Origin of the sequence: Pseudomonas sp. PS01298 (assembly GCF_029959745.1) — a bacterium.
Lineage (GTDB): Bacteria > Pseudomonadota > Gammaproteobacteria > Pseudomonadales > Pseudomonadaceae > Aquipseudomonas > Aquipseudomonas aylmerensis.
Map to the genome: position 1 here is coordinate 17,606 of NZ_JASCPP010000045.1, position 17,721 is coordinate 35,326.

A 17,721-nucleotide genomic window follows, 5' to 3' on the forward strand; every position below is an offset into this window, starting at 1 on the left:
TCAGGACGCCTTCATGGAAAAGACCAAGCAGACTGTACCCTCTGTGGTGCCGCGCCATGTCGCGATCATCATGGATGGGAATAATCGCTGGGCGAAGAAACGCTTTATGCCGGGTGTTGCCGGGCATAAAGCGGGTGTCGATGCGGTACGGGCTGTGATTGAGGTGTGCGCCGAGGCCAAGGTCGAAGTCTTGACCCTGTTTGCCTTCTCCAGCGAGAACTGGCAGCGCCCGGCCGAAGAAGTCAGTGCCTTGATGGACCTGTTCTTCAAGGCTCTGCGTCGCGAGGCCAAGCGCCTCAACGACAACAACATCAGCCTGCGCATCATTGGCGATCGCTCGCGTTTCCACCCGGAATTGCAGGCCGCCATGCGCGAAGCCGAGGCCATTACCGCCGGGGCCAACCGTTTTGTGCTGCAGATCGCGGCCAACTACGGCGGCCAGTGGGATATCGCCCAGGCCGCGCAGCGACTGGCCCGCGAAGTGCAGGCCGGTCATCTGCGCCCGGACGACATCACGCCCGAACTGCTGCAGACCTGCCTGGTGACCGGCGACCTGCCGTTGCCGGACTTGTGCATCCGCACCGGTGGCGAGCACCGCATCAGCAACTTCCTGCTGTGGCAGCTGGCCTATACCGAGCTGTACTTCTCCGACCTGTTCTGGCCGGACTTCAAACACGATGCCATGCGTAATGCGCTGGCCGATTTCGCTTCCCGTCAGCGTCGCTTCGGTAAAACGAGCGAGCAGATCGAAGCTGGAGCCCGGGTTTAATGCTTAAACAACGAATCATCACAGCACTGATCCTGTTGCCGATCGCCTTGTGTGGGTTTTTCCTGCTCGATGGTTCCGGCTTTGCGCTGTTTATTGGCTTGGTCGTAACCCTGGGCGCCTGGGAATGGGCGCGCCTGGCGGGCTTCAGTGCACAGTTGCCACGTGTGGTGTACGCCGCAATCGTGGCGCTGTTGCTGTTTCTCATGTACATCCTGCCGGACGTCGCGCCCTGGGTGCTGGGGGCGGCGGTCTTGTGGTGGGCGCTGGCGACGTTCCTGGTGCTGACCTATCCGCGCACCAGCAGTCATTGGTCCAGTGTGGCCTGCAAGCTGGTCATTGGCCTGTTGATCCTGCTACCGGCCTGGCAAGGGCTGGTACTGATCAAGCATTCGCCGATGGGCAACTGGCTGATCATGGCGGTGATGGTGCTTGTCTGGGGCGCGGATATCGGCGCCTACTTCTCGGGTCGTGCGTTCGGCAAGCGCAAGCTGGCGCCGGCGGTCAGCCCGGGCAAGAGCTGGGAGGGCGTGTACGGCGGCCTGGCATTGACCCTGCTGATCACGCTGGTGGTGGGTGTGGTGCGTGACTGGTCGGTGAAGGAGATCTTCCTGGCGCTGCTGGGCACTGCCATCGTCGTCTTTATCTCGGTGGTCGGTGACCTGACCGAAAGCATGTTCAAGCGCCAGGCCGGGATCAAGGACAGCAGCAACCTGCTGCCGGGCCACGGCGGCGTGCTGGATCGTATCGACAGCCTGACGGCGGCCATCCCGATTTTTGCCGTACTGCTGTGGATGACTGCCTCGTGAGCCGCCTGCAACAGGTAACCGTGCTGGGGGCTACGGGCTCGGTAGGGCTGAGCACCCTGGACGTGATCGCTCGCCACCCGGATCGCTATCAGGTCTTCGCGCTGACCGGGTTCTCACGTTTGAGCGAATTGCTCGCCCTGTGTGTGCGCCATGCACCGCGTTTCGCCGTCGTGCCTGAGGCCGCGTTGGCGCGCGGGCTGCAGGATGATCTGCGGGCTGCCGGGCTGGCTACCCAGGTGTTGGTGGGCGAGGAGGGGCTGTGCCAGGTGTCGGCGGATGCCGAGGTGGATACCGTTGTCGCCGCCATCGTCGGGGCAGCTGGCTTGCGTCCAACCCTCGCTGCGGTCGATGCTGGCAAGAAGATCCTGTTGGCCAATAAAGAAGCGCTGGTGATGTCCGGTGCGCTCTTTATGCAAGCGGTGCGCAAGAGCGGCGCGGTGTTGCTGCCCCTCGACAGTGAGCACAACGCCATCTTCCAGTGCATGCCGGGTGACTTTGCCCGAGGCCTGAGCCAGGTCGGCGTGCGTCGGATTCTGCTGACGGCCTCTGGTGGTCCTTTCCGTCAAACTCCGTTGGCTGAGCTGGAGCATGTGTCTCCGGACCAGGCCTGCGCTCATCCGAACTGGTCCATGGGGCGCAAGATCTCCGTGGATTCGGCAAGCATGATGAACAAGGGGCTGGAGTTGATCGAGGCCTGCTGGCTGTTCGATGCACGCCCCGAGCAAGTCGAGGTGGTGATCCACCCGCAAAGTGTGATTCATTCCCTGGTCGACTATGTGGATGGTTCGGTGTTGGCGCAGTTGGGTAACCCCGACATGCGCACGCCCATCGCCAACGCCCTGGCCTGGCCGGAGCGGATTGATTCCGGCGTGGCGCCATTGGACCTGTTTGCAATTGCGCGGCTGGATTTCGAGGCGCCGGACGAGCAACGCTTTCCTTGCCTGCGCCTGGCTCGACATGCAGCGCAAGCGGGTAACAGCGCACCGGCGATGCTCAATGCTGCCAATGAAGTGGCCGTGGCGGCGTTTCTCGAACGGCGCATCCGCTTTCCGCAGATCGCGAGTATCATCGAGGACGTCCTGGCGCTTGAGCCTGTCGTGGCAGTGAATGATCTGGGAGCGGTGTTCGAGGCTGATGCCAAGGCTCGTGCCCTGGCTCAACAATGGCTGGACCGCAACGCGCGTTAGTTTGAGGGCGTGTTTGAGCCTTCAGGCACTGGATTGGAATGCGGAGAAATTAGATGAGTGCGCTTTACATGATTGTCGGCACCCTGGTTGCTCTGGGTGTGCTGGTTACCTTCCACGAATTCGGCCACTTCTGGGTGGCACGTCGTTGCGGCGTCAAGGTATTGCGCTTTTCCGTCGGTTTCGGCATGCCGCTGTTGCGCTGGCATGACCGTCGCGGCACCGAGTTTGTGATTGCGGCCATCCCCTTGGGTGGCTACGTCAAGATGCTTGACGAGCGCGAAGGTGAAGTGCCGGCTGATCAACTGGACCAGTCCTTTAACCGCAAGACCGTTCGTCAGCGTATTGCGATTGTTGCCGCGGGACCGATCGCCAACTTCCTGCTGGCGATGGTGTTCTTCTGGGTGCTGGCCATGCTCGGCAGCCAGCAGGTGCGCCCGGTCATCGGCGCGGTCGAGGCCGATAGCATGGCGGCCAAGGCCGGCCTGGTCGCAGGGCAAGAAATTGTATCCATTGATGGCGAGCCCACCACGGGGTGGGGCGCGGTCAATTTGCAATTGGTTCGTCGCCTGGGTGAGAGCGGTACCGTCAATGTGGTGGTGCGCGAGCAGGATTCCACTACCGAAACCCCGCGTACGCTGGCCCTTGACCATTGGCTGAAGGGGGCTGACGAGCCTGATCCGATCAAATCCCTGGGTATCCGTCCGTGGCGCCCGGCGCTGCCGCCGGTGCTCGCCGAGCTGGACCCGAAAGGCCCGGCCCAGGCCGCCGGGTTGAAAACCGGTGATCGCCTGTTGGCCCTCGATGGCCAGGCATTGGGCGACTGGCAGCAAGTGGTCGACCTGGTTCGTGTACGGCCTGATACCAAAATTGTGCTGAAAGTTGAGCGCGACGGTGCTCAAATCGACATCCCTGTCACCCTGGCGGTGCGCGGGGAAGCCAAGGCGGCCGGGGGTTACCTGGGTGCCGGGGTGAAAGGTGTAGAGTGGCCGCCATCGATGGTGCGCGAGGTCAGTTTCGGGCCGTTGGCAGCAATTGGCGAGGGCGCTCGACGCACCTGGACCATGAGTGTGCTGACCCTCGAATCCCTCAAGAAAATGTTGTTCGGCGAGCTCTCGGTAAAAAACTTGAGTGGACCGATAACCATTGCTAAAGTGGCGGGCGCTTCTGCCCAGTCGGGTGTCGCGGATTTCCTGAATTTCCTGGCTTATCTGAGTATTAGCCTGGGTGTTCTGAATTTGCTGCCCATTCCAGTATTGGATGGGGGGCATCTGTTGTTTTATCTGGTCGAGTGGGCGCGTGGTCGTCCCTTGTCGGATCGGGTGCAGGGTTGGGGGATACAGATCGGTATCAGTTTGGTGGTCGGGGTGATGTTGTTAGCCTTGGTCAACGATCTGGGTCGTCTGTAACGCTTCGCTGAATTGCGAATCTGCCGCATTTTGCGGCAGTTTGTTTATTGCCAGTTGGAATAAGAAAGGACTTCATGAAACGTCTGCTGCTAACTGCGGTTCTCACCGTATTGATGATCGCCGAAGTTCACGCCGAGTCCTTCACCATCTCCGATATTCGCGTCAACGGCCTCCAGCGGGTTTCCGCGGGTAGCGTCTTTGGTGCCTTGCCGTTGAACGTTGGGGAACAGGCTGATGACCGTCGCCTGGTGGAATCCACTCGTGCGCTGTTCAAAACCGGTTTCTTTCAAGACATCCAACTGGGTCGCGAAGGCAACGTCCTGGTCATCACTGTCGTCGAGCGACCTTCCGTCGCCAGTATCGAGATCGAAGGCAACAAAGCGATCTCCACTGAAGACCTGATGAAGGGCCTCAAGCAATCCGGTCTGGCCGAGGGCGAGATCTTCCAGCGCGCCACCCTTGAGGGTGTGCGTAACGAGCTGCAACGCCAGTACGTTGCCCAGGGCCGCTACTCCGCGACCGTGGAAACCGAAGTGGTCCCGCAACCTCGTAACCGTGTCGGCCTCAAGGTCAACATCAACGAAGGTACCGTGGCGGCGATTCAGCACATCAACGTGGTGGGCAATACCAAGTTCGCTGATGACGACCTGATCGACCTGTTCGAACTCAAGACCACCAACTGGTTGTCGTTCTTCAAGAACGACGACAAGTACGCACGTGAAAAACTCTCCGGTGACCTGGAGCGTCTGCGCTCCTACTACCTGGACCGTGGCTATATCAACATGGATATCGCTTCGACCCAGGTGTCCATCACCCCGGACAAGAAGCACGTCTACATCACCGTCAACGTCAACGAAGGCGAGAAGTACAAGGTTCGTGACGTCAAGCTCAGCGGCGACCTGAAAGTCCCTGAAGACCAGGTCAAGGCGCTGTTGCTGGTGCAGAAGGACCAGGTGTTCTCGCGCAAGCTGATGACCACCACCTCCGAACTGATCACCCGCCGCCTCGGTAACGAAGGCTATACCTTCGCCAACGTCAACGGCGTGCCGACCCCGCACGATGATGACCACACCGTGGACATCACTTTCGTTGTCGACCCAGGCAAGCGTGCCTACGTGAACCGCATCAACTTCCGTGGCAACACCAAGTCTGCGGACGAAGTGCTGCGTCGTGAAATGCGTCAGATGGAAGGTGGCTGGGCGTCGACTTACCTGATCGACCAGTCCAAGACCCGTCTTGAGCGCCTGGGCTTCTTCAAGGAAGTCAACGTCGAGACCCCGGCCGTACCGGGCGTGGATGACCAGGTTGACGTGAACTACGCCGTGGAAGAGCAGGCGTCGGGTTCCATCACCGCCAGCGTTGGTTTCGCACAGAGCGCCGGCCTGATCCTCGGTGGTTCGATCACCCAGAACAACTTCCTCGGTACCGGTAACAAGGTTTCCATCGGCCTGACCCGCAGCGAATACCAGAGCCGCTATAACTTCGGTTATGTCGACCCCTACTGGACTGCCGACGGTGTGAGCCTGGGCTACAACGCCTTCTACCGCACCACCGACTACAAAGACCTCGACGTTGACGTAGCAAGCTATGCGATCGACAGCCTGGGTGTGGGCGCCAACATTGGCTACCCGATCAGCGAAACGTCGCGCCTGACCTTTGGCCTGACCGCGCAACAGGATGAGATCAAGACCGGTGTGTACACCGTGGACGAGATCTTCGACTTTACCCGTCGCGAAGGTGACAAGTTCCTGAACTTCAAGGCGTCCGCCGGCTGGTCCGAGTCGACCCTGAACAAAGGTGTGCTGGCAACCCGTGGTCACTCCCAGAGCCTGACCCTGGAAACCACGACGCCGGGCAGCGACCTGTCGTTCTTCAAACTCGACTACCGCGGCCAGTTGTTCCAGCCGTTGAGCGATAACTACACCATGCGCCTGCACACTGAGCTGGGCTATGGCGATGGTTATGGTTCGACCAATGGCTTGCCGTTCTATGAGAACTACTATGCTGGTGGTTTCAACTCGGTACGTGGCTTCAAGGACAGCACCCTGGGTCCTCGTGGTACGCCAAGCCGTGGTGTGGGTGTAACCGGTAACCAAGGCACTGTGGCGGATTCGGACAACGACCCGCTGCCGTTCGGTGGTAACGTTTTGATTCAGGGTGGTGCGGAGATTCTGTTCCCGCTGCCATTCGTGAAGGATCAGCGTTCGCTGCGTACTTCGGTCTTCTGGGACGTGGGTAACGTGTTCGACTCCAAGTGCGAGCAGATCCGTAACCCGAGCGGCGTGAAGTCCGAAACCCAATGCAACGACGTGAGCCTCAGCAACCTGGCAAGCTCCGTGGGTGTGGGTGTGACCTGGGTGACTGCGCTTGGCCCATTGAGCTTTGCTCTGGCCATGCCGATCAAGAAACCGGATAACGCTGAAACCCAGATTTTCCAATTCTCCCTCGGCCAGACGTTCTAAGCGTCTGACCCAAGATAACGACAACGGATTCTGTAGGAGTACATCGTGCGTAAGTTGACTCAATTGGTTCTGCTGGCCACCGTGCTGGTAACCACCCCGGCCTTCGCCGAAATGAAAATCGCCGTCCTGAACTATCAGATGGCTCTGTTGGAATCCGATGCGGCCAAGAAGTACGCCGTGGATGCCGAGAAGAAATTCGGTCCGCAACTGACCAAGCTCAAGACCCTGGAAAGCAGTGCCAAGGGCATCCAGGATCGCCTGGTAGCCGGTGGCGACAAGATGCAGCAGGGCGAGCGCGAGCGCCTGGAGCTTGAATTCAAGCAAAAGGCCCGTGACTACCAGTTCCAGTCCAAGGAGCTGAACGAAGCCAAGGCAGTTGCCGACCGCGAAATGCTCAAGCAGCTGAAGCCGAAACTGGACAGCGCTGTGGAAGAAGTCATCAAGAAAGGTGCCTTTGACCTGGTGTTCGAGCGTGGCGCTGTCATCGACGTCAAGCCTCAATACGACATCACCCGTCAGGTGATCGAGCGCATGAACCAGCTGAAGTAAGCCATGACCGCGACTATCAAGCTCGGCGAGTTGGCCGAGTTCCTGGGGGCCACCTTGCGTGGCTCCAAGGAGAAAGAAATCACTGGGCTAGCCACCTTGCAGGAGGCTGGCCCAGCTCAGTTGAGCTTCCTCGCAAATCCCCAATACCGTAAATACCTCGTCGATAGCCAGGCTGCAGCCGTGTTGCTCAAAGCCGCTGACGCCGAAGGGTTTGCCGGGGATTCGCTGGTGGTGGCCGACCCGTACCTGGCTTATGCACGGGTATCGCACCTGTTCGACCCGAAACCCAAGGCTGGCGCCGGTATTCATCCTTCGGCGGTCATTGCCGATGATGCGCAGGTTGACCCTGCGGCCAGCGTCGGCGCGTTTGCGGTGATCGAGAGCGGTGCACGCATTGCGGCGGGTGTGACTGTCGGTGCGCATTGCTTCATCGGCGCACGCTGCGAAATCGGTGCCGATGGCTGGCTGGCACCCCGCGTGACCCTGTACCACGATGTGCGTATCGGCGAGCGTGTGGTCATCCAGTCGGGTGCCGTGATCGGCGGTGAAGGTTTTGGCTTTGCCAATTCCAAAGGTGTCTGGAACAAGATTGCCCAGGTCGGCGGCGTATTGATCGGCGACGACGTGGAAATCGGTGTCAACACCGCTGTTGATCGCGGGGCCCTGGCCGATACCGTGATCGGTAACGGCGTGAAGCTCGATAACCAGATCCAGATCGCCCACAACGTCCAGATTGGCGATCACACCGCCATGGCGGCGTGTGTAGGCATCTCCGGCAGCACCAAAATCGGCAAGCATTGCATGCTAGCCGGTGGCGTAGGGTTGGTGGGGCATATTGAAGTTTGCGACAACGTATTCATCACCGGCATGACCATGGTGACCCACTCGATTACCGAGCCGGGTGCCTATTCTTCCGGTACCGCCATGCAGCCTGCAGCTGAATGGCGCAAGAGTGCAGCACGGTTGAGGCAGCTCGACGACATGGCTCGACGCCTCAAACAGCTGGAAAAGCGTGTTGGAGACGTGACCCCTGGCGGTAATGCTTCATCAGAAGGCTGATACCATTTCCATATCAAGTGTGCACAGCCGCTAGACTGCCTCCTTGATTTGCTAGCGGGGCGTGCTTTTAGTTCGCCCGCCCCCAATCTTTATTACAGGCTTCCCCCCGAAATGATGGACATCAACGAGATTCGCGAATACCTGCCTCACCGTTACCCGTTCCTGCTGGTGGACCGCGTAGTGGACCTCAATGTTGAGGAAAAGCGCATTCGTGCCTACAAGAATGTCAGCATCAACGAACCGTTCTTCAATGGTCACTTTCCTGCGCATCCCATCATGCCGGGCGTGTTGATCATCGAAGCGATGGCCCAGGCTGCCGGTATCCTTGGTTTCAAAATGCTCGACCTCAAGCCTGCCGATGGCACGCTTTACTATTTCGTGGGCTCCGACAAGTTGCGTTTCCGCAACCCGGTTACCCCGGGTGACCAGTTGATCCTGGAAGCCAAGTTCATCAGCTGCAAGCGCCAGATCTGGAAGTTCGAATGCCAGGCTTCGGTGGATGGCAAGCCGGTGTGCTCCGCCGAGATCATCTGTGCGGAACGCAAACTATGAGTTTGATTGACCCTCGCGCAATCATCGATCCGTCGGCCGTGCTGGCCGCCGACGTTGAGGTCGGCCCTTGGTCGATCATCGGCGCAGGTGTGGAAATCGGCGAGGGGACTGTCATCGGGCCGCACGTGATCCTCAAGGGTCCGACCCGCATTGGCAAACACAACCGCATCTACCAGTTCTCCTCGGTAGGCGAAGACACCCCGGACATGAAGTACAAGGGTGAAGAGACACGCCTGGTAATCGGTGATCACAACATCATCCGTGAAGGCGTGACCATTCACCGTGGCACTGTGCAGGATCGTGCCGAGACCACGCTGGGTGATCACAACCTGGTCATGGCCTATGCCCATATCGGCCATGACAGCGTGATCGGCAACCACTGCATCCTGGTCAACAACACTGCCTTGGCTGGCCATGTGCACGTTGACGACTGGGCCATCCTGTCCGGCTTTACCCTGGTGCATCAGTACTGCCATATCGGCGCCCACAGCTTTTCCGGCATGGGTACCGCAATCGGCAAGGATGTACCGGCGTTTGTCACGGTATTCGGCAACCCGGCCGAAGCCCGCAGCATGAACTTCGAAGGCATGCGCCGTCGGGGTTTCAGCGAAGAGGCGATCCACGCCCTGCGCCGTGCCTACAAGGTGGTTTATCGTCAGGGGCTGACGGTGGACCAGGCGTTGATCCAACTGGCCGAGTCGGCAGCGTTGTTCCCGGAAGTCGCGGTGTTTCGCGACTCGATCCAGGCGTCGACTCGCGGCATCACCCGCTGATCATGGCCACTCTGCGTATCGCGCTGGTGGCCGGAGAAGCCTCCGGCGACATTTTGGGCGCAGGTCTGATGCGGGCGCTCAAGGCCCAGCATCCAGCGGTGGAGTTCATCGGCGTCGGCGGCCCGCTGATGCAGGCTGAAGGGCTCACGTCCTACTTCCCCATGGAGCGCCTGTCGGTCATGGGCCTGGTTGAGGTGCTGGGGCGCCTGCGCGAGCTGTTGGCCCGTCGCAAGCTGCTGATCCAGACCCTGATCGAGGAAAAGCCTGACGTCTTCATCGGCATCGACGCACCGGATTTCACCCTCAACATCGAACTCAAGTTGCGCCAGGCCGGGATCAAGACCGTGCACTACGTCAGCCCATCCGTTTGGGCGTGGCGGCAGAAGCGCGTGCTGAAAATCCGTGAAGGCTGTGACCTGATGTTGACCCTGTTGCCGTTCGAGGCCAGGTTCTACGAAGAGAAGGGGGTGCCGGTAAGGTTTGTCGGGCATACCCTGGCGGACACCATTCCCTTGCAGGCTGACCGCGCGGCTGCGCGTGCCGAGCTGGGCCTGCCCGACGGCCCGCTGGTGGCGCTGATGCCGGGCAGCCGTGGCGGCGAAGTCGGCCGTTTGGCCTCGGTGTTTTTTGATGCCGCCGAGCGCCTGCAGGCCTTGAAGCCGGGCGTACGTTTCGTGCTGCCGTGCGCCAGCCCGCAGCGTCGCGCGCAGATCGAAACCTTGCTGGAAGGCCGCAACCTGCCATTGACCTTGCTCGACGGTCAGTCGCACCTGGCTCTCGCGGCCTGCGACGCGGTGTTGATCGCCTCGGGTACCGCGACCCTGGAAGCCTTGCTGTACAAGCGCCCGATGGTTGTGGCCTACCGCCTTGCGCCGCTGACGTTCTGGATTCTCAAGCGCATGGTCAAGAGCCCTTACATCTCCTTGCCCAACCTGCTGGCCCAGCGCCTGCTGGTGCCGGAGTTGTTGCAGGACGATGCGACGCCCGAGGCCCTCGCGCAAACTCTACTACCCTTGATCGACGGCGGCGAAGAACAGACCCGTGGTTTCGACGACATCCACCGCACCCTGCGCCGGGATGCCTCGAACCAGGCGGCTGACGCCGTGTTGAGCTTGATCGGCCACAAACAGGAAGCTTTATGAGCACGCAAATGGGCCTGGATTTCAGCCTGGTTGCCGAAGCCCACGCACTCGTGGCCGGCGTTGACGAAGTCGGACGCGGCCCGCTGTGCGGCGCGGTGGTGACGGCGGCGGTGATCCTCGACCCGAACCGCCCGATCCTGGGCCTCAACGACTCGAAGAAGCTCACCGAAGCACGCCGTGAAAAGCTCTACGACGAGATCTGTGAAAAAGCCCTGAGCTGGCATATCGCCCGGGCCGAAGTCGAAGAAATCGACGAATTGAATATCCTCCACGCCACCATGCTGGCCATGCAGCGTGCGGTGGAAGGCCTGCACATCACGCCGAAAATGGCGATGATCGACGGCAACCGTTGCCCCAAGCTGGCCATGCCGTCCGAGGCGGTGGTCAAGGGCGATAGCAAGGTGCCGGCCATTGCCGCCGCTTCGATCCTGGCCAAAGTCAGTCGCGACCGTGAAATGGCTGCGTTTGAATTGATCTATCCCGGCTACGGCATCGGTGGGCACAAGGGCTATCCGACGCCCGTTCATCTGGAAGCCCTGGCACGCCTGGGTCCTACCCCGATCCACCGCCGCTCGTTCGCCCCGGTGCGCCAGGCCTACGAGCTGCGCGAGAGCCTCAGCGAGGTTTAGTCGCGAGGCTGATGTTTTTGCCAAGGCCCGGTACAATCCGGGCCTTGTTGTTTTCATGTATCAAGACAGGATCACTATGCCGGCTTCATTCGTTCATCTACGCCTGCACACTGAATACTCCCTGGTCGACGGCCTGGTACGGATCAAACCGCTGGTCAAAACCCTGGTGGGCATGAATATGCCTGCGGTCGCGGTGACCGATCAGAACAACATGTGTTCCCTGGTCAAGTTCTACAAGAACGCCATGGGCGCCGGGATCAAGCCGATCTGCGGCGCCGACCTGTGGCTGTCCAACAAGGACCCCGATAACCCCCTGAGCCGCATCAGCCTGTTGGCGATGAACGGCGTCGGTTATCGCAACCTCACCGAATTGATTTCCCGTGGTTTTATCGATGGCCAGCGCAACGGCTCGATCATCATCGAGCGCGAGTGGGTCGCCGAGGCCAGCGAAGGCCTGATCATGCTGTCGGCCGCCAAAGAAGGCGAGATCGGCATCGCGCTGTTGGGCGGCAACCCGCACGAAGCCGAAGTGTTGGCGAGTGAGTGGATGCAGGTCTTTCCGGGGCGCTTCTATCTGGAAGTGCAGCGCACCAACCGCCCCAACGATGAAGAGCATCTGCACGCCGCCGTGGCCCTCGCCGACAAGCTGGGTGCGCCGCTGGTGGCGACCAACGATGTGCGCTTCATCAAGAAAGAAGATTTCGAGGCCCACGAAACCCGCGTGTGCATCGGCGAAGGCCGGGCCCTGGATGACCCGCGCCGCTCCAAGAACTACAGCGAAGAGCAGTACCTCAAAAGCGCGGATGAAATGGCCGAGCTGTTCAGTGACCTGCCCGAGGCCCTGGAAAACTCGGTCGAAATCGCCAAGCGCTGCAATATCGAAGTGAAGCTGGGCAAGCACTTCCTGCCCAACTTCCCGATTCCCGATGGCATGACCATCGATGAATACTTTCGCAAGGTGTCGTTTGACGGCCTGGAGGAGCGCCTCAGCGTCCTGCTGCCCAGGGACACCACCGAAGACTACGAGGCCAAGCGCCAGGTCTACGTCGATCGGCTGAATTTCGAGCTGGATATCATCATCCAGATGGGGTTCCCCGGTTACTTCCTGATCGTGATGGACTTCATCCAGTGGGCCAAGAACAACGGCGTACCGGTCGGTCCGGGCCGGGGGTCAGGTGCTGGCTCGCTGGTGGCCTATGTGCAGAAGATCACCGACCTCGACCCGCTGGAATATGACCTGCTGTTCGAGCGCTTCCTCAACCCGGAACGGGTCTCCATGCCCGACTTCGACGTCGACTTCTGCATGGACGGTCGCGACCGCGTGATCGAATACGTGGCCGAGAAGTACGGCCGCAACGCCGTGAGCCAGATCATCACCTTCGGTTCGATGGCGGCCAAGGCGGTAATCCGCGACGTGGCACGGGTGCAGGGCAAGTCCTACGGCTTGGCTGACCGCCTGTCGAAAATGATTCCGTTCGAAGTCGGCATGACCCTGGAGAAGGCTTACGAGCAGGAAGAAATCCTGCGCGACTTCATCAAGGTCGATGAAGAAGCCGCCGAAATCTGGGACATGGCGCGCAAGCTTGAAGGTGTGGTGCGTAACGTCGGTAAACACGCCGGTGGTGTGGTTATCGCGCCGACCAAGCTGACCGACTTTTCGCCGATCTATTGCGACGAAGAAGGCGATGGCCTGGTGACCCAGTTCGACAAGGATGACGTCGAGGCTGCCGGCCTGGTGAAGTTCGACTTCCTCGGCCTGCGGACCCTGACGATCATCGACTGGGCGCTCAAGACCATCAACCGCGACCGCGCCAAGGTCGGTGAAGAACCGCTGGATATCGCCTTTATCCCGCTGGACGACAAACCGACGTACACGCTGTTGCAAAAAGCTGAAACCACAGCGGTGTTCCAGCTTGAATCGCGTGGCATGAAAGAGCTGATCAAAAAGCTCAAGCCCGACTGCCTGGAAGACTTGATCGCACTGGTGGCCCTGTTCCGTCCGGGCCCGTTGCAATCGGGCATGGTGGATGACTTCATCAACCGTAAGCACGGGCGTGCCGAGCTGGCGTACCCGCACTCGGACTACCAGTACGAAGGCCTCAAGCCCGTATTGGCGCCGACCTACGGCATCATCCTGTATCAAGAACAGGTGATGCAGATTGCCCAGGTCATGGCCGGTTACACCCTCGGTGGTGCGGACATGCTGCGTCGAGCCATGGGTAAGAAAAAGCCCGAGGAAATGGCCAAGCAGCGCGGCGGTTTCATTGAAGGTTGCGCCACCAACAATATCGACGCTGACCTCGCCGGTAACATCTTCGACCTGGTGGAAAAATTCGCCGGTTACGGGTTCAACAAATCCCACTCCGCCGCGTACGGCCTGGTCTCGTACCAGACCGCCTGGCTGAAAGCCCACTACCCGGCGCCGTTCATGGCTGCGGTACTCTCGGCGGATATGCACAACACCGACAAGGTCGTGACCTTGATCGAGGAAGTGCGCACCATGAAGCTGCGCCTCGACGCGCCGGATGTGAACGCCTCGGAATTCAAGTTCACGGTGAACGACGAAGGCCGCATCATCTATGGTCTCGGCGCGATCAAGGGCGTCGGCGAAGGCCCGGTGGAAGCCATCACCGAAGCCCGCCAGGACGGCCCGTTCAAGGACCTGTTCGACTTCTGCGCACGGGTTGACCTCAAGCGCATCAACAAGCGCACCCTCGACGGCTTGATCCGCAGCGGTGCGCTGGACCGCCTCGGCCCGTACTTCCATGACGAGCCGAAGGCCTACCAGGCGAACATCGACCGCAACCGCGCCGTGCTGCTCACCGCCATGGAAGAAGCGATCAAGGCCGCCGAACAGACCGCCCGCACCCACGACAGCGGTCACGCCGACCTGTTTGGCGGGCTGTTCGTCGAGGAAGACGCGGATGTGTACGGCAACCATCGCAAGGCCAAGGAGTTGACCCTCAAGGAGCGCCTCAAGGGTGAGAAAGACACCTTGGGCCTGTACCTCACCGGTCACCCGATTGATGAGTACGAAGGCGAGATTCGCCGTTTCGCCCGCCAGCGCATCATCGACCTGAAGCCGGCGCGGGATACCCAGACCGTCGCCGGCATGATCATCGCCCTGCGCGTGATGAAAAACAAAAAGGGCGACAAGATGGGCTTTATCACCCTTGACGACCGCTCGGGCCGGATCGAGGCGTCGCTGTTTGCCGACGCCTTCCATTCCGCGCAGTCGCTGCTGCAGACCGATGCCATGGTGGTCGTGGAAGGGGAGGTCAGCAACGACGACTTCTCCGGCGGCCTGCGCCTGCGGATCAAGCGGGTGATGAGCATGGAGGATGCGCGTACCAATCTGGCCGAAAGCCTGCGCCTGAAGGTGAAAACCGAGGCACTCAAGGGCGATCAGCTACGCTGGTTGGGCGACCTGCTCAAGCGCCACCGTGGTGCGTGCCCGGTGACCATGGAGTACACCGGCAATGACGCCAAGGCGATGCTGCAGTTTGGTGAGACCTGGCGAATTGATCCCGCTGATGGCTTGATTCAAGCATTGCGTGACCAGTTCGGGCGAGACAACGTCTTCCTCCAATACCGTTGACGGTCAGATATGTCTGATCACGACTAAACATTTAATCTCGACCTAAACGCGCCTCTCCCTTAAGGTAGGGCGCGAATAGACAACCGGCTGGCCAGGCACTCCCTGGCCGTCGACCCAAGACGGACGCTTATGAACCCGAATTTTCTTGATTTCGAACAGCCGATCGCTGACCTGCAAGCCAAGATTGAAGAACTGCGCCTGGTCGGCAATGACAATTCGCTGAACATCGGCGATGAGATCGCTCGCCTGCAAGACAAGAGCAGCACGCTCACCGAGGACATCTTCGGCAAGCTGACCAGCTGGCAGATCGCGCGCCTGGCTCGCCACCCGCGCCGTCCATACACCCTGGACTACATCCAGCACATCTTCACCGAGTTCGACGAGCTGCACGGCGACCGCCACTTCTCCGACGACGCGGCCATCGTTGGCGGTATTGCCCGCCTGGACGACCAGCCAGTGATGGTGATCGGTCACCAGAAAGGCCGTGAAGTGCGCGAGAAAGTCCGTCGCAACTTCGGCATGCCGCGTCCGGAAGGCTACCGCAAGGCGTGCCGCCTGATGGAAATGGCCGAACGTTTCAAGATGCCGATCCTGACCTTCATCGACACCCCGGGTGCATACCCAGGTATCGACGCTGAAGAGCGCAACCAGAGCGAAGCGATCGCCTGGAACCTGCGAGTGATGTCCCGTCTGAAAACCCCGATCATCGCCACCGTGATCGGTGAAGGTGGTTCCGGCGGTGCACTGGCCATTGGCGTCTGCGATCAGCTGAACATGCTGCAATACTCGACCTACGCGGTGATCTCGCCGGAAGGTTGCGCCTCGATCCTGTGGAAAACCGCCGAAAAGGCGCCGGACGCTGCTGAAGCCATGGGCATCACCGCCGATCGCCTCAAAGGCCTGGGTATCGTGGACAAAGTCATCGCCGAGCCTTTGGGCGGTGCCCACCGTGACCCGGCCGCGGCTGCCGCGACCATCCGTGCCGAACTGGGCTCGCAACTGGCGATGCTCAAGAAGCTGGATAACGAAGCGCTGCTGGCTCGTCGCTATGAGCGCCTGATGAGCTACGGCCTCTAAGCACGACGCAGTACTCAATGTGGGGGCTGGCTTGTGTGGGAGCTGGCTTGCCTGCGATAGCATCAACTCGGTGTCACTGATGACCCGAGTTGCCTGCATCGCGGGCAAGCCCGGTTCCCACGCAAGCCCGCTCCCACATTTGCTTTGTGTATGCTTGGCGGACGTATTCCAGATTGGCGGCGGTAATGTGTGATGAAACCAACTCTACCCGCCCAACTCCTGCAAGCCCTTGCCCCGTGGCGCAATGCCCCGGCCTGGCACGTCGCATTCTCGGGTGGCCTTGATTCCACTGTCCTGCTGCACCTCCTGGCCACGTTGGCCAACACTGACCACCTCCCGCCACTGAGCGCGATCCATGTCCACCATGGCCTGCAAGCTGCCGCCGACGCGTGGCCTGTTCACTGCCAGTCAGTATGCGACAGCCTGGGCGTGGCCCTGCGTGTGATGCGCGTGCAGGTGCAACCCGGTGCCAGCCTGGAGCGCGCCGCCCGAGACGCGCGTTACCAGGCGTTTACCGAGGTGACGGGGGCAGGGCAGGTGCTGCTCACCGGCCAGCATCGTGACGATCAGGCTGAAACCCTGCTGTTTCGCTTGTTGCGTGGCGCCGGGGTGCGCGGGTTGGCGGCAATGCCGGTACAGCGGCCATTGGCAGGTGGCTATCTGGTGCGGCCATTGCTGCATGTCTCGCGTGAAGAGCTGGAAGCCTACGCCCGCGTGCATCAGCTCAGGTGGATCGAAGACCCGTCCAACGCCGATCCACGCTTCTCTCGCAACTACCTTCGTCATCGTGTGTTGCCGGTGCTTGCGCAGCGCTGGCCTCAGGCCGTAGCCAGCCTTGCGCGCACGGCCGAGCACCTGAGTGAAGCCCAGGGCCTGCTCGATGAGCTGGCACACATGGATCTGCACGCCGCCGATCAGCCGTCCCCCTTTGCCTGGCTGCCGTTACCGTCGCTGGAGCTAGCGCCGCTGTGTGAACTGTCCGACGCTCGTCAACGCAACGCCCTGCGGCATTGGCTGACTCCGCTTACCCGCTTGCCCGACAGCGACCATTGGGCCAGCTGGCTTTCCCTGCGGGATGCCAAGGACGACGCACAGCCTGTGTGGCGCCTTGCTGACGGTGAGCTGCATCGTTGCCGTGGGCGTATCTGGTGGCTGCCTGCCGTTTGGTCGGAATTTTCCGACGCATCGGTGAGCTGGCCTGATCCGCAATACCCACTAGAGTTACCCGGCAATGGTCGGCTGAGTGTGACCGGCAATGCGCCTGCAGGCCCTTTGGTTGTCCGTTATCGCCAGGGCGGTGAAATCGTCGAAGTGCCAGGTCGAGGCCGGCGTGACTTGAAGCGCCTGCTTAATGAAAGTGGGCTGCCGGGTTTTGTCCGTGGCAGATTGCCGCTGCTCTATCAGGGCGAGCAATTGCTGGGTGTGCCCAGCCTTGCGGGACTCTGGCCAGCAACGCGCGAACGCTGGCAATTGCATTGGGTGCCACAGACCTGCGATCAAGGTTTGAGCTGATAGAGCCTTTCCGGTAGACTACGCTCCCTTCTTGATACAACTTCTGTGGATTCGCCTGAATCGCAGCAGTTGCCGATTACCAAGCAGTCTTTGCTGGGCGATTCCAAAAAATGTGTAGCGATCAACGTACCGGTGTTTCATTGCTGGTCTGTCACAACGCGGCGGTTTTTTTGAAAGGTGCACTGTGATTAATGCAGGTG

14 protein-coding genes are annotated in these 17,721 nt (G+C 60.5%); all 14 read left to right on the forward strand.

Annotation, left to right across the window (positions count from 1 at the left end):
• The first annotated feature begins 13 nt into the window (after positions 1–13).
• The 14 genes from uppS to tilS all read left to right on the forward strand — a co-directional run bounded on the left by uppS (position 14) and on the right by tilS (position 17,521).
• A complete protein-coding gene (uppS, locus tag QMX97_RS16915; RefSeq protein WP_016974405.1) occupies positions 14–769 on the forward strand; it encodes a polyprenyl diphosphate synthase in 756 nt (251 codons plus the stop codon).
• The gene (locus QMX97_RS16920; RefSeq protein ID WP_065903083.1) at positions 769–1,575 is read left to right on the forward strand and encodes a phosphatidate cytidylyltransferase; all 807 of its coding nucleotides are present in this window, start codon (positions 769–771) and stop codon (positions 1,573–1,575) included. The genes uppS and QMX97_RS16920 overlap by 1 nt, the downstream gene beginning before the upstream one ends.
• A complete protein-coding gene (gene ispC, locus QMX97_RS16925; protein WP_106804958.1) occupies positions 1,572–2,762 on the forward strand; it encodes a 1-deoxy-D-xylulose-5-phosphate reductoisomerase in 1,191 nt (396 codons plus the stop codon). Before QMX97_RS16920 ends, ispC begins: the two co-directional genes overlap by 4 nt.
• 53 nt (positions 2,763–2,815) lie before the next feature.
• Positions 2,816–4,168 (forward strand): sigma E protease regulator RseP, encoded by a 1,353-nt coding sequence (gene rseP / locus QMX97_RS16930; protein WP_065903081.1) that lies wholly within the window; start codon positions 2,816–2,818, stop codon positions 4,166–4,168.
• A 74-nt stretch (positions 4,169–4,242) separates the two neighbouring features.
• Complete coding sequence (bamA, locus tag QMX97_RS16935) at positions 4,243–6,630, forward strand: outer membrane protein assembly factor BamA (protein WP_065903080.1); 2,388 nt, start codon at positions 4,243–4,245, stop codon at positions 6,628–6,630.
• Positions 6,631–6,675: 45 nt separating this feature from the next.
• Positions 6,676–7,179 (forward strand): OmpH family outer membrane protein, encoded by a 504-nt coding sequence (locus tag QMX97_RS16940; protein WP_003172279.1) that lies wholly within the window; start codon positions 6,676–6,678, stop codon positions 7,177–7,179.
• 3 nt (positions 7,180–7,182) lie between these two features.
• Entirely contained in the window at positions 7,183–8,238 is a 1,056-nt protein-coding gene (gene lpxD, locus QMX97_RS16945) for a UDP-3-O-(3-hydroxymyristoyl)glucosamine N-acyltransferase (protein WP_282397294.1), read from the forward strand.
• A 111-nt stretch (positions 8,239–8,349) separates the two neighbouring features.
• Positions 8,350–8,790, forward strand: a complete 441-nt coding sequence (gene fabZ, locus QMX97_RS16950; protein WP_003172281.1) for a 3-hydroxyacyl-ACP dehydratase FabZ — start codon at positions 8,350–8,352, stop codon at positions 8,788–8,790.
• Positions 8,787–9,563, forward strand: a complete 777-nt coding sequence (lpxA, locus tag QMX97_RS16955; RefSeq protein ID WP_065903075.1) for an acyl-ACP--UDP-N-acetylglucosamine O-acyltransferase — start codon at positions 8,787–8,789, stop codon at positions 9,561–9,563. The genes fabZ and lpxA overlap by 4 nt, the downstream gene beginning before the upstream one ends.
• 2 nt (positions 9,564–9,565) lie before the next feature.
• Entirely contained in the window at positions 9,566–10,705 is a 1,140-nt protein-coding gene (gene lpxB / locus QMX97_RS16960) for a lipid-A-disaccharide synthase (RefSeq protein ID WP_065903073.1), read from the forward strand.
• Positions 10,702–11,334 (forward strand): ribonuclease HII, encoded by a 633-nt coding sequence (rnhB, locus tag QMX97_RS16965; RefSeq protein ID WP_065903072.1) that lies wholly within the window; start codon positions 10,702–10,704, stop codon positions 11,332–11,334. The genes lpxB and rnhB overlap by 4 nt, the downstream gene beginning before the upstream one ends.
• Positions 11,335–11,410: 76 nt before the next feature.
• Positions 11,411–14,932, forward strand: coding sequence for a DNA polymerase III subunit alpha (gene dnaE, locus QMX97_RS16970; protein WP_213552381.1), 3,522 nt, complete (start codon positions 11,411–11,413; stop codon positions 14,930–14,932).
• 129 nt (positions 14,933–15,061) lie between these two features.
• Positions 15,062–16,009 carry an acetyl-CoA carboxylase carboxyltransferase subunit alpha gene (locus tag QMX97_RS16975; protein WP_003172288.1) on the forward strand — a complete coding sequence of 316 codons (948 nt, stop codon included), beginning with the start codon at positions 15,062–15,064 and terminating at the stop codon, positions 16,007–16,009.
• A gap of 192 nt (positions 16,010–16,201) precedes the next feature.
• Complete coding sequence (tilS, locus tag QMX97_RS16980) at positions 16,202–17,521, forward strand: tRNA lysidine(34) synthetase TilS (protein WP_282397295.1); 1,320 nt, start codon at positions 16,202–16,204, stop codon at positions 17,519–17,521.
• Positions 17,522–17,721 lie beyond the last annotated feature (200 nt).